Annotated in this window: 13 protein-coding genes; 5 read left to right on the forward strand and 8 right to left on the reverse strand. The window is 73.7% G+C overall.

Annotated elements, in window-relative coordinates; all coding sequences use genetic code 11:
- The coding region (locus KBX39_RS10440; protein ID WP_210870248.1) for a futalosine hydrolase at positions 1-490 on the forward strand (490 nt) is incomplete at its 5' end.
- Positions 491-546: 56 nt separating this feature from the next.
- Here the strand turns inward: KBX39_RS10440 and KBX39_RS10445 are convergent.
- Positions 547-1,530: an NAD(P)-dependent alcohol dehydrogenase gene (locus KBX39_RS10445; protein WP_210870250.1), complete on the reverse strand. Its 984-nt coding sequence runs from the start codon at positions 1,528-1,530 to the stop codon at positions 547-549.
- Between the two features lie 117 nt (positions 1,531-1,647).
- Between KBX39_RS10445 and KBX39_RS10450 the strand changes: the two genes are divergently transcribed.
- Both KBX39_RS10450 and KBX39_RS10455 read left to right on the forward strand, forming a co-directional pair.
- Complete coding sequence (locus tag KBX39_RS10450; RefSeq protein WP_210870252.1) at positions 1,648-2,358, forward strand: TetR/AcrR family transcriptional regulator; 711 nt, start codon at positions 1,648-1,650, stop codon at positions 2,356-2,358.
- 34 nt (positions 2,359-2,392) lie between these two features.
- Positions 2,393-3,223 (forward strand): 1,4-dihydroxy-6-naphthoate synthase, encoded by an 831-nt coding sequence (locus KBX39_RS10455; RefSeq protein ID WP_210870254.1) that lies wholly within the window; start codon positions 2,393-2,395, stop codon positions 3,221-3,223.
- Here KBX39_RS10455 and KBX39_RS10460 read toward each other — a convergent pair.
- Together KBX39_RS10460 and KBX39_RS10465 are read right to left on the reverse strand one after the other, a co-directional pair.
- Entirely contained in the window at positions 3,184-3,570 is a 387-nt protein-coding gene (locus tag KBX39_RS10460) for a cold-shock protein (RefSeq protein WP_030503574.1), read from the reverse strand. The two genes, KBX39_RS10455 and KBX39_RS10460, sit on opposite strands and share 40 nt — an antisense overlap.
- A gap of 28 nt (positions 3,571-3,598) precedes the next feature.
- Positions 3,599-4,222 (reverse strand): HAD family hydrolase, encoded by a 624-nt coding sequence (locus KBX39_RS10465; RefSeq protein ID WP_210870256.1) that lies wholly within the window; start codon positions 4,220-4,222, stop codon positions 3,599-3,601.
- A gap of 37 nt (positions 4,223-4,259) precedes the next feature.
- Between KBX39_RS10465 and KBX39_RS10470 the strand changes: the two genes are divergently transcribed.
- A complete protein-coding gene (locus KBX39_RS10470; protein ID WP_210870258.1) occupies positions 4,260-6,722 on the forward strand; it encodes a helicase-associated domain-containing protein in 2,463 nt (820 codons plus the stop codon).
- Between the two features lie 4 nt (positions 6,723-6,726).
- Here KBX39_RS10470 and KBX39_RS10475 read toward each other — a convergent pair whose 3' ends face one another.
- Both KBX39_RS10475 and KBX39_RS10480 read right to left on the reverse strand, forming a co-directional pair.
- Positions 6,727-6,963: a hypothetical protein gene (locus tag KBX39_RS10475; RefSeq protein ID WP_030503577.1), complete on the reverse strand. Its 237-nt coding sequence runs from the start codon at positions 6,961-6,963 to the stop codon at positions 6,727-6,729.
- A gap of 125 nt (positions 6,964-7,088) precedes the next feature.
- On the reverse strand, positions 7,089-7,964 hold the full coding sequence (locus KBX39_RS10480; RefSeq protein WP_064448815.1) for a L,D-transpeptidase family protein: 876 nt from the start codon (positions 7,962-7,964) through the stop codon (positions 7,089-7,091).
- 186 nt (positions 7,965-8,150) lie between these two features.
- Here KBX39_RS10480 and KBX39_RS10485 point away from each other — a divergent pair, with 186 nt between their 5' ends.
- On the forward strand, positions 8,151-9,830 hold the full coding sequence (locus KBX39_RS10485; protein WP_043327178.1) for a DNA repair helicase XPB: 1,680 nt from the start codon (positions 8,151-8,153) through the stop codon (positions 9,828-9,830).
- Positions 9,831-9,881: 51 nt separating this feature from the next.
- Here the strand turns inward: KBX39_RS10485 and KBX39_RS10490 are convergent, their stop codons facing one another.
- The 3 genes from KBX39_RS10490 to KBX39_RS10500 all read right to left on the reverse strand — a co-directional run.
- Positions 9,882-10,829: a zinc metalloprotease gene (locus KBX39_RS10490; protein ID WP_069088087.1), complete on the reverse strand. Its 948-nt coding sequence runs from the start codon at positions 10,827-10,829 to the stop codon at positions 9,882-9,884.
- 139 nt (positions 10,830-10,968) lie between these two features.
- Positions 10,969-11,157, reverse strand: a complete 189-nt coding sequence (locus KBX39_RS33780; protein WP_069088086.1) for a toxin-antitoxin system HicB family antitoxin — start codon at positions 11,155-11,157, stop codon at positions 10,969-10,971.
- Positions 11,150-11,658: N-acetyltransferase (locus KBX39_RS10500; protein ID WP_210870260.1), on the reverse strand; the 509-nt coding region annotated here is incomplete at its 5' end. The genes KBX39_RS10500 and KBX39_RS33780, both read right to left, overlap by 8 nt.

Raw genomic sequence — 11,658 nt, forward strand, 5'->3', positions numbered from 1 at the left:
GCCGTACCGGGCGGTGGTCAGCGCCGGCATCGCCGGTGGCTTCGTCGGCCGGGTCGCGGTGGGCGGCACGGTGCTCGCCGACCGCAGTGTCGCCGCCGACCTGGGCGCCGAGTCGCCCGGCGGGTTCATCCCGGTCGAGGACCTGGGGATGCCCCCCGAGCTGCTGGGCGGCGGCCGGATCGTGCCCGCCGATCCGGGCCTGCTGGCCGGGCTGCGGGCCGCCCTGCCGGGGGCGGCTGTCGGCACGGTACTCACCGTGAGCACGGTGACCGGCACCGCCGCGAGCACGGCGGCGCTCGCGCAACGGCACCCGGACGCGGTGGCCGAGGCCATGGAGGGGTACGGCGTGGCGGTCGCCGCCGCCCAGGCCGGTGTGCCCTTCGCCGAGCTGCGTACGGTCTCCAACCCGATCGGTCCGCGCGACCGGAGCGCGTGGCGCATGCGCGAGGCGTTCGCCGCGCTGACCAGCGCCGCAGCCGCCCTCCACTGATCTTGTCCACCTGTGGACAACCCTGTGGACAACTCGCCGGGCTGGGGACGACGGCCTCAGATGGTGACGACGACCTTCGCCCGCGCGTGCTCGGTTTCGAGGTAGCGGATGGCGTCGGGCACCTCGTGGAGCGAATAGGTCCGGTCGATGGCCACGGTGAGCCGGCCGGCCTCGGCGTGCTCGCGGAGCGCGTCCAGGTGCGCCCGGCCGGGTGAGGTGGCGAGCGCGACGATGCGCTGCCGGACGAAGGGCGCCGTCAGCCGTCCGCGGGCGAGCAGCCCGACCGGTCCGATGAGGCTGCCGCCGCGGTAGACGCCGCCGCCGGAGAGCACGAGCGTCCCGGTCGGCGTCAACGCGCGCCGCAGCGCGCGCAGCGAACGGTTGCCGACCAGGTCGAACACCACGTCGTACCGGCGCCCGTCGCGGGTGAAGTCGTCGCGGGTGTAGTCGACCACGTGGTCGGCGCCGAGTGAACGGACCAGGTCGACGTTGCGGGTGCGGCACACGCCCGTCACCGTCGCGCCGAGCGCCTTGGCCAGCTGGACGGCGAGCGTGCCGACGCCGCCGGATGCCCCGTTGATCAGGACCCGGTGGCCGGGCCGGACCTGCCCGGCGTCGCGCAGCCCCTGGAGCGCGGTGACGCCCGCGAGCGGCAGGGCGGCGGCCTGCTCCGGGGACAGGTTCGCCGGCCGGGGCGCGACCAGGCGTTCGGGTACGCACACGTACTCGGCGAACGCGCCGTCGGCCTCGCCGAGGTCGGCGAAGACGGCGTCGCCGGGACGTATCTGCCGTACCCCGGCGCCGACGGCCTCGACCCGCCCGGCCACGTCGCGGCCACGGATGCGCGCCCGGGGCCGCGTGAGGCCGAGCGCCAGCCGCGACAGCCGGGGATCGCCGCGCATGACGTGCCAGTCGTACGCGTTGAGCGCGGCCGCCTCGACCCGGATCAGCACCTCGTCAACGGCGGGTACGGGCGTGTCGACGTCGGCCAGCGTGAGTGTCTCGGGTGGGCCGTACCGGTCCTGGACGATCGCTCTCATGGTCCCGCTCCCTCCCAGGTGTACGGCGTACACCTCGATGGGACCAGGCTAGGTGTACGCCGTACACCAGTCAAGGCGGATACTGTGACAACCGCCCCCGGGAAGGCGAGGAACCACATGCCGAAGCAGGCGGAGAAGGTGCGCCGGGCACCGCTGAGCAGGGACCGGATCCTGCGTGCCGCCGTCGCGCTCGCCGACGGGACCGGCATCGAGTCGCTCAGCATGCGCAACCTCGCCCAAGACCTGGGCGTCGTGCCGATGGCGCTCTACAAGCACGTGGCGAACAAGGACGAACTGGTCGACGGCATGATCGACGTCGTGGTCGCGGAGATCGATCCGCCGGAGCCCGGCGACTGGAAGCAGGCGATCCGGCGGCGCATCCTCTCGGCGCGACAGGTGCTGCTGCGCCACCCCTGGGCGCCGCTGGCGATCGAGTCCCGCAGCACGGCGACGCCGGCCGTGCTGGCGTACCTCGACTCCACCGTCGGGGCGCTGCGCGCCGGAGGGTTCTCCACCGACCTCGCCCACCACGTGATGCACGCGATGGGCAGCCGGGTGCTGGGCTTCAGCCAGGAACTGTTCGACGCCACCCGGCAGGCCGGCCGGTCCGGCGCGACAGTGCCCGAGCCGCGGGCCGACCTGCCGCCGGAGATGGCCGCCCGGTTCCCCAACCTCGCGGCGATCGCCACCGCGGCGTCGCACGACGGCGACTCGGTCGTCGGGCCGGGCTGCGACGACCAGTTCGAGTTCGAGTTCGCGCTGGACCAGCTGCTCGACGGCATCGAACGGCTGCACCGGGACGGCTGGACGTCACACCGGACGCTGTGACGGGCGGCCCGGCCCCCGGGGTTACGGTGGGGACGTGGCGCTCTCCCTGGCGATCTCCCCCTGCCCCAACGACACGTTCGTCTTCGACGCCCTGGTGCACGGCCGGGTGCCCGGCGCGCCGCCGGTCGAGGTGACCTACGCGGACGTCGACGTGACCAACACGGCCGCCGAGCGGGGCGCGTTCGACCTGGTGAAGGTCAGCTACGCGGCGCTGCCCTGGCTGCTCGACGACTACCACCTGCTGCCCTGCGGCGGTGCGCTGGGCCGGGGCTGCGGCCCGCTGGTGCTGACCCGTGGCGACCGGACCGACCTGTCCGGGGCGACGGTGGCGGTGCCCGGCGAGCGGACCACCGCGTACCTGCTGTTCCGGCTCTGGGCGGCCGGCCAGGCCCCGGCGCGCATCGAGGTGGTGCCGTTCCACGAGATCATGCCGGGCGTGGCCGCCGGCCGGTACGACGCCGGCCTGGTGATCCACGAGGCGCGCTTCACCTACCCGCGGCACGGGCTGACCGCGCTCGTCGACCTGGGCGAGTGGTGGGAGGGCGACACCGGGCTGCCGATCCCGCTGGGCGCGATCCTGGCCCGCCGAGGCGCTGTCGACCCGGCCGAGGCCGCCGCCTGGATCCGCGAGTCGGTACGCCAGGCGTGGGCCGACCCGGCTGCGAGCCGCGAGTACGTCCTCACGCACGCGCAGGAGATGGAGCCCGACGTGGTGGACCGGCACATCGGCCTCTACGTCAACGAATTCACCGCCGACCTGGGTGAGGCCGGCTTCGCCGCCGTGGAGGCGCTGCTGGGCCGGGCCGCCGACGCCGGGCTCGTCCCTCAGACCTCCAGCTCGCGCGCCACCGCGTGGACCAGCTGAGCGATCTTCTGGGAGGTCTTCCGATCCGGGAAGCGACCCCGGCGCAGGTCCGGCTGGACCTTCGCCTCCAGCACCTTGATCATGTCTTCGACCAGGCCGTGCAGCTCCTCGGCCGGCCGGCGGCGCAGCTCCGCCACCGAAGGCGGCGCCTCCAGCAGCTTGACCCCCATCGCCTGGGCGCCCCGCCGGCTGTCCACGACGCTGAAATCGACCCGCTGGCCACCCTTCAGGTCGGCGACACCCGCCGGTAGCGCGCCCTTCGGCAGGAACACGTCGCCACCCTCGTCACTGGTGACGAACCCGTACCCCTTGGCGGCGTCGTACCACTTCACTCGACCCGTCGGCACCTGTTGAACCCCGCTCCACTCGAACCGTCTACCCCTCCAAGGCTAGCCCGATGATCCGGTCCAGCGCCCTCGGGAATTCGACGAGATCATCAAGCACCAGGTACGCCCCGGCCTCGGTCAGTTCGTCGGCCGAGCAGGGACCGGTCGCCACTGCCACGCCTGGGATTCCCGCAGCTCGCGCGGCGGCCATGTCGGCCACGTGGTCACCCACGTAGAGCGTCGCGCCGTGCTCGCGCAACGCGACCGCCTTCTGCTCGGCGAACACGTCCCCGGCCAGCTCGTCCACCGGCAGCCCGAGGTGATCCAGGTGCAGCTTCGCCAGCCGGCCGATCTTCGCGGTCACCACCATCGTCCGGCCGCCGCGCGCCTGCACCGCGCGCAGCGCGGCATCCGCGCCCGGCATCGGCACCGTCGGAGTGATCGCGTACGCCGGATACAACTCCCGGTAGAGCGTCACCGCCTCCTCGATGCGCTCCGGCGGGAACCAGTGCGCCAGCTCGGTGCGCAGCGGCGGGCCCAGCCGCGACACCGCCAGATCCCCGTCCACATGCACGCCGGTCCGCGCGGTGAGCGCCCGGAACGCGGCGGCGATCCCGGGGCGGGAGTCGACCAGTGTCATGTCGAGGTCGAAGCCGACCATCAGCGGAGGCATGCCGAGAACCTACCCAGCGGGCTAGCGTGGTACGACGATGACCACCTCACTCGCCGACCACCTGCGGGCCCTCCCCGACGAGTCCCTCGCCGCGCTGCTCCAGCTGCGGCCGGACCTCGTCGTACCGGTGCCGGCCGACGTGTCCGCCCTCGCCCTGCGCGCCCAGTCCCGGGTCTCCGTGGCCCGGGCGCTCGACGGGCTGGACCAGTTCACCCTCCAGATCCTCGACGCCGCCCGCCTCACCCGCGGCCCCGAGGGCGCCACCTCCACCGACCAGATCCTGGCCATGGCCACCGCCGGGCCACGGCCCCCCGCGCCCACCGCGGTCCGCGCCGCCGTCGACCGGCTCCGGGCCCGGTTCCTGCTGTACGGCCCCGAGCACGACCTGTGCGTGGCCGGGGGCATCGACGAGGTGTCCCCGTACCCGGCGGGGCTGGGCCGGCCGGCGGCGGAGCTGGACCCGCGCGTGGCGGCCCTCTGCGCGGACCCGGCGAAGCTGCGGCGGACGCTGCTGTCCGCCCCGCCCTCGGCCCGCGCCGTCCTGGACCGGCTCGCCGCCGGACCGCCGGTCGGCACCGTCGCGCCGGGCGCGTTGGAGGCCCCCGCCACCGGCGCCGAGGACGTGCTCCCGCCGGACCTGGTGAACGGCGGCGCGCCGACCGGCTCCCCGATCCGCTGGCTGGTCGAGCACCGGCTGCTGGTGCGGATGTCCGGCGGCCGCAACGGCACCGTCGAGCTGCCCCGCGAGGTGGGGCTGGTGCTGCGCCGCGACTCCGGCCCGCTCGGCCCGCTGCGCACCAGCCCACCCGTGGTGTCCGGCCCGCCCCGCGAGGTCAAGTCCGTCGACTCGGCCGGGGCCGGGCAGACCATGGAGGTGGTCCGGCACACCGAGGCGCTGCTGGAGGCGCTGATCGTGGAGCCGGCCCCGGTGCTGCGCTCCGGCGGCGTCGGCGTCCGCGACCTGCGCCGGCTCGCCCGTGGACTCGGGCTGGACGAGACGACCACCGCGCTGCTGTTCGAGGTCGCGTACGCAGCCGGGCTGACCGGTGAGATGGAACTGACCGGCGCGGCCACCACCCGCTACGGCGGCGACCAGCAGATCCTGCCCACCGGCGGGTACGAGGTGTGGCGCGCGGCGTCGCTGGCCCAGCGCTGGGAGCAGCTCGCCCGCGCCTGGATGTCGATGCCCCGCCAGGCCGGCCTGATCGGGCAGCGCGACGACCGGGACCGGCCCATCTCGGTGCTCTCCGCCGAGGCGGAACGAGCCGGCGCGCCCGCCGCCCGGCGTGCGGTGCTCGCCGTGCTCGCCGACCTGCCGGCCGGCACCGCGCCCACCCCAAACGAGGTGCTGGAACTGCTGGACTGGCGCGCGCCCCGGCGGGCCCGGGGGCGGGAGACGGCGCACCGGGAGGTGCTGGCCGAGGCGGCCTCGCTGGGCGTGACCGGGCTCGGCGCGCTCACCACGTACGGGCGGCTGCTGCTCGCCGAGCTGACCGACGCCGACGAACGCGGCGACGACCCGCTCGGGCTGCGCTCCGACGCCGAGTCGGGCGACCCGTCGACCACCGTCCGCGCGCTGGACGGGCTGCTGCCCGCCCCGGTCGACCACGTGCTGGTGCAGGCCGACCTGACAGTGGTGGTGCCCGGCCCGCCCGACCCGGCGCTCGCCGCCGAACTGGACGTGGTGGCCGAGCACGAGTCGGCGGGCGGGGCGAGCGTGCACCGGGTCACCACGGGAAGCATCCGGCGGGCGCTGGACGCCGGCTACACCGCGGAGGACCTGCACGCGCTGTTCCGCCGCCGGTCCCGTACCCCGGTGCCGCAGGGCCTGACCTATCTGGTCGACGACGTGGCCCGCAAGCACGGCGGGCTGCGCGTCGGGTCGTCCGGCGCATACGTGCGCAGCGACGACGAGGCGCTGCTCACCGAGGTGCAGGCCGACCGGCGCCTGGAGCCGCTGGCGTTCCGCCGGCTCGCACCCACCGTGCTGGTCACGCCGTACCAGGTCAACCGGATGCTCACCGCGTTGCGCGACGCCGGGTACGCCCCGGTGCCCGAGGACGCCAGCGGAGCGACGGTGCTGGCCCGGCCGAAGACCCGGCGGGCGCCGGCCCGTACCGGGATCGGCCGCGCGGTGGACCCGCTCGCCACGCCGAAGCTGCCGATGCCCCGTCTGCTCGGCGTGGTGGAGCAGATCCGCCGGGGCGACGCGGCGGCCCGGGCCGCGCGGCGGGCCCCGGCGGTGGTCCGGGGCGGCGCGGCGGCGGGCGGTCCCGCCCCGGTGCCCGGTCACGGTGACGCGCTGGCGGTGCTCCAGCAGGCGGTACGGGACAAGGCGCTGGTCTGGGTCGGCTACGTCGACGCGCACGGGGCGACCGCGTCCCGGCTGGTCCGGCCGGTGTCTATCGGCGCCGGCTACCTGCGCGCCGAGGACGACCGGACGGAGATGCTGCACACGTTCGCGCTGCACCGGATCACCGCGGCCGTGCTGGAGGAGTGAGGCGTCACTCCCCGTTGCGGCGCAACGTGCCCACCACCGACACGGCCAGCAGCAACGCGAACGCCGCGCCGGCCGACTCGCCGACCGAGTCCACGAAGCCCTGCTGCTGCACCAACAGCCCGAACAGGAACCAGCCGAACACCCCGACGGCGGCGGCCGCGTAGCCGAACAGGACCGCCGTGGGCACCTCCTGCTGCTGCGTCCGCTCCTCGTCGGGAAGCACGTCCTGGTCAACGGTCATGGCAGTCCCTCCCCGTCCCGGCTTGGACCCGGCTTCCAGAGTGGCACCTGCCGGACCGGGCGGACAGGGGTTAAAACCCTGATCCGGGCCGTCCGGTCACGGGTGAGGGCGGGTTCCGGGCCGGTTCAGGTGCCGGGGCGGCGGCCGATCACCACCACGCGGGTGCCGACCGAACCCAGCTCCCACAGGCGTACCGCGTCGCGGTGCAGCAGGTTCACGCAGCCGTGCGAGCCGATCGCGCCGTTGTGCAGGTATGTCGTGGTCTCGTGGAAGCCGATCCCGCCGTTGAACTGCTGCCAGTACGGCAGCCACACCTCGTACGGGTTGGACCACTCGCGCGGGTTCTTCCGCCCCACCGAGTACGTGCCGGCCGGGGTGGCGTAGCCGGACATGCCGGTGCGGGTCACGGTCGGGCCCATCACCACCTCGCCGCCGCGCATCGCCCAGACCGTCTGCCGGGTCAGGTCGACGCAGAACGTCAGCCGGGAACCGGCCTTGCACCGCGCGGTGTCGGTGGCGGCCAGCCGCTTCGCCACGTCGTACGTGGTGGGGCCGGCGCGACCCGAGGACGGGCTGATGCCGTACCGGACCTGGAACTTCTTGATCGCGGCGCAGTCGGCGGCGGACTGCTCGCCGTCCACGGTCAGCGTCCCGAAGCCGCCCAGCCGGGTCAGGTACGTCTCCACGGCCCGCTGGTGCTCGCCCTGCGGGCACCCGGCGGACGCGCTCGGCTTCGGCCCGGGTTTCGTCGTCTTCGTCGCCTCCGGCGATCGGGAGGGTTTCGGCGAGGCCGTCCGGCTCGGCTGCGCCGACGGGGACGTGACCGGCTGCTCCGGCGTGGGCGACGCGCTCGCCCCCGATGCTCCCTCCGTCAGCCCGACCGGGCCGGGGGTGCTCCCCCCGGCGCCGTCCGCCTGCGGATCGAGCGCGCAGGCGCCGACACCGACCAGCACGACCACCGCCAGGGCGGTGACCCGGGCGAGAAACCGGACACGCTGCATGGGCCCTCCCTGGACAGTCGTCCCGCTTGCTAGACGTGTGGGACGAGTATGACGTTGCCTGTCCAGCCGGACTTTTTTGCGCAGCCCTCCGGCGTGCAACACTGGTTGGTCGGCCTCCGGCAGGTCAGCCGGGGTGCGGCGGGGTTCCGGGCAGCGGGGTTCCGGGCGATGCGAGAGGACGCTGGCGTGAGCGGTGGACCACTGATCGTGCAGTCGGACAAGACGCTCCTACTGGAGATCGACCACCCCGACGCGCAGGCGTGCCGGATGGCCATCGCGCCCTTCGCCGAGCTGGAACGCTCCCCCGAGCACGTGCACACGTACCGGCTGACGCCGCTGGGCCTGTGGAACGCGCGGGCCGCCGGCCACGACGCCGAGGGCGTGGTCGACTCGCTGATCAAGTACTCCCGCTACCCGGTGCCGCACGCGCTGCTGGTCGACGTGGCCGAGACGATGGACCGGTACGGCCGGCTCCAGCTCGCCAACGACCCGGTGCACGGCCTGGTGCTGCGCGCGCTGGACCGGGTGGTGCTGATCGAGGTCGCCAAGAGCAAGAAGCTCGCCGGCATGCTCGGCGCGAAGCTCGACGACGACACCATCGCGGTGCACCCGTCCGAGCGGGGCCGGCTCAAGCAGGCGCTGCTCAAGCTGGGCTGGCCGGCCGAGGACCTGGCCGGGTACGTGGACGGCGAGGCGCACCCGATCGAGCTGGCCGAGGCCGGCAAGGACGGCGGCAAGCCGTGGACGCTGCGGTCGTACCAGCGGGAAGCCGTCGAGGCGTTCTGGGCCGGCGGCTCCGGCGTGGTGGTGCTGCCCTGTGGCGCCGGCAAGACGCTGGTCGGCGCGGCGGCCATGGCCGAGGCGAAGGCGACCACGCTGATCCTGGTCACCAACACCGTGGCCGGACGGCAGTGGAAGCGGGAGCTGATCGCCCGCACGTCGCTGACCGAGGAGGAGATCGGCGAGTACTCGGGCGAGCGCAAGGAGATCCGCCCGGTCACCATCGCCACGTACCAGGTGCTCACCTCGCGGCGCGGCGGCGCGTTCACCCACCTGGACCTGTTCGGCGCCCGCGACTGGGGCCTGGTCGTCTACGACGAGGTGCACCTGCTGCCCGCGCCGATCTTCCGCTTCACGGCGGACCTCCAGGCCCGTCGCCGGCTCGGCCTCACCGCGACCCTGGTACGCGAGGACGGCCGCGAGGGCGACGTGTTCAGCCTGATCGGCCCGAAGCGGTACGACGCGCCGTGGAAGGACATCGAGCAGCAGGGCTGGATCGCCCCGGCGGAGTGCACCGAGGTACGGGTGACGCTCACCGACGCCGAGCGCATGGCGTACGCGACGGCGGAGGCCGAGGAGCGCTACCGGATGGCGGCCACCGCCCGCACGAAGCTGCCCGTGGTGCGGGCGCTGGTGGACCGGCACCCGGACGAGCAGGTCCTCGTCATCGGTGGGTTCCTCGACCAGCTGCACCAGTTGGGCGAATACCTCGACGCGCCGATCGTGCAGGGCTCCACCACGAACAAGGAACGCGAGCGGCTGTTCGACGCGTTCCGCTCCGGCTCGTTGCGGACGCTGGTGCTCTCGAAGGTCGGCAACTTCTCCATCGACCTGCCCGAGGCGGCGGTTGCGATCCAGGTGTCCGGCACGTTCGGCTCCCGGCAGGAGGAGGCGCAGCGGCTCGGGCGGGTGCTGCGCCCGAAGGCCGACGGGCGGCAGGCGCACTTCTACACGGTGGTCTCCCGGGACACCATCGACACCGAGTACGCCGCGCACCGGCAGCGCTTCCTGGCCGAGCAGGGGTACGCGTACACCATCGTGGACGCCGACGACGTGCTCGGGCCGACGCTGCCGACTGTCGACTGACCGGCGCGCGGCCGGGCGGGCCGCCGTGGTGCGGCCCGCCCGGTCTCGCGGTCAGCCCTTGCCGCTGGCGCGGAACGCGACCCAGGCGTCGCTCATCCGGTCGGCCTGGCCCGGGGTGAACATGTTCATGCAGGAGTCCTGCGTGTAGTCCATGAAGTTGTGGATCGGGTCCAGCCCCGGCGCGGTGCAGGTGTCCGCCCCGATCGGGCAGTTGAACTGCGGCGCCGCCTCACGCGGCGTGTCCGCCACGAAGTCGCCGGACGCGGAGCAGCCGTGCGCGAACGTGTGCTCCAGCATCAGCCAGTGCCCCACCTCGTGCGTGAGCGTGTCACCGAGCGCGTACTTGCCGGCCGTACCGCCCGGCATCGACTCGTCCAGCATCACCACGCCGTCGATGTAGTCGCGGCCGTTGTTGTAGCCCTTCGGGAAGTACGCCCAGCCGAGCAGCCCGTCACCGATGTTCGCCGCGTAGACGTTCAGGGTGCGGGAGTCGCCGGTGTAGAGCGCCTTCTTCATGTCCCGCTCGTTCTTGCCCGGCACCACCGTGTACCAGGTGCTGTTGACGGTCCACGTGGTGTCGACCAGCGAGAAGCGGAACGGCGTGTCCGAGGCGTCGGCCGCGGTACGACCCGCGAACGAGTCGTTGAGCACCGTCATCTGCGCCGAGATGAGCGTGTTCCAGCGGGCCTTCTCGGCCGCGCTCAGCTCGTGGTCGGAGATCATGTGGAAGACCGTCGGCACGGTGACGCTGCCGTTGGCGAGGCGCGGCGAGTCCTTGATGACGCCGTACGCCTTGGCCTCGTTCGTCGAGTAGAGCGCGGGCTCCTTGGCGGTGGCGCCCTCACGTACCCGGGCGGCGCTGTGGTTGTCCGCGCCCGGCTCGCACTCGGCGGCGGCGGGAGAGGCGGCCGTGGCCGCGACGGGGGCTCCGCCGGCGGTCAGGAAGGTGGCGGCGGCAGCGACGAGCACTGCCAGGTGAATCGTCGGTTTCCTGTGCATCGTTGCACCTTTCGGAAGGCATGAAAGGAGTACCGACGCGGGGTTGTCAAAGCTGCGGATCGATGACGTCGTCGTCCCGCCATAAGACCACGTCAATGGGCATCGGCAACAGTCCCCGGCAGGGACCGCTCCGGACGGGTCAGGCGGCGCTCAGCTTCCTCAGCAAGTACTGGTTCAGGCTCATGCCTTCCTCGGCGGCGTGGATGGCCAACTCTCGGTGCAGGCTCTCGCCGACCCGCAGGTTGAACTTGCCCGAGTACCTGCGCTCGGACAGCGGCTCAGCGCCGCCAGCCCGCGCAGGAATCGCCTCCCGCGCCGGGTCAGCCACGCAGGTAGCGGGCGCGGCGGCCGAAGTCGCGGAAGCCCAGCCGCCGGTACAGCCCGGCCGCCGGGTTGTCGTCGTTGACGCAGAGCCACGCGCCGTCCGCGCCCGCGTCGGCGAGGCCGCGCAGCACGCGCGCCACCAGGTACGCCCCGACCCGCCGCCCGCGCCAGCCCGGCACCACGCCGACCTGGTCGATCCAGTTGTCGAGCACGGTGACGAAGCCGGCCGCCGTGCCGTCCGGGCCGCGCGCGAGCAGCGTCAACTCCGGCCGGAAGTCCTCGTCGTCGCGCAGGTCGCCCAGCCACTCGTCGGCCTCCGGCTCCACGAATCCGGGCCGGTCGGCGAACGACGCGCGGTAGGTGGCGAACAGCTCCGACCCCAGCGTGGCAGGCTCCACTGTGACGCCGTCCGGCGCGGCGACCTCGGGCAGCGCGTCGAGGCCGTGCCGCAGCACCCACTCCAGGAACGTCCGCGTGTAGCCGCGTTCGGCGAACAACTCCTCCG

Origin of the sequence: Micromonospora sp. D75, from assembly GCF_018070405.1 — a bacterium.
GTDB classification, from domain to species: domain Bacteria; phylum Actinomycetota; class Actinomycetes; order Mycobacteriales; family Micromonosporaceae; genus Micromonospora; species Micromonospora chalcea.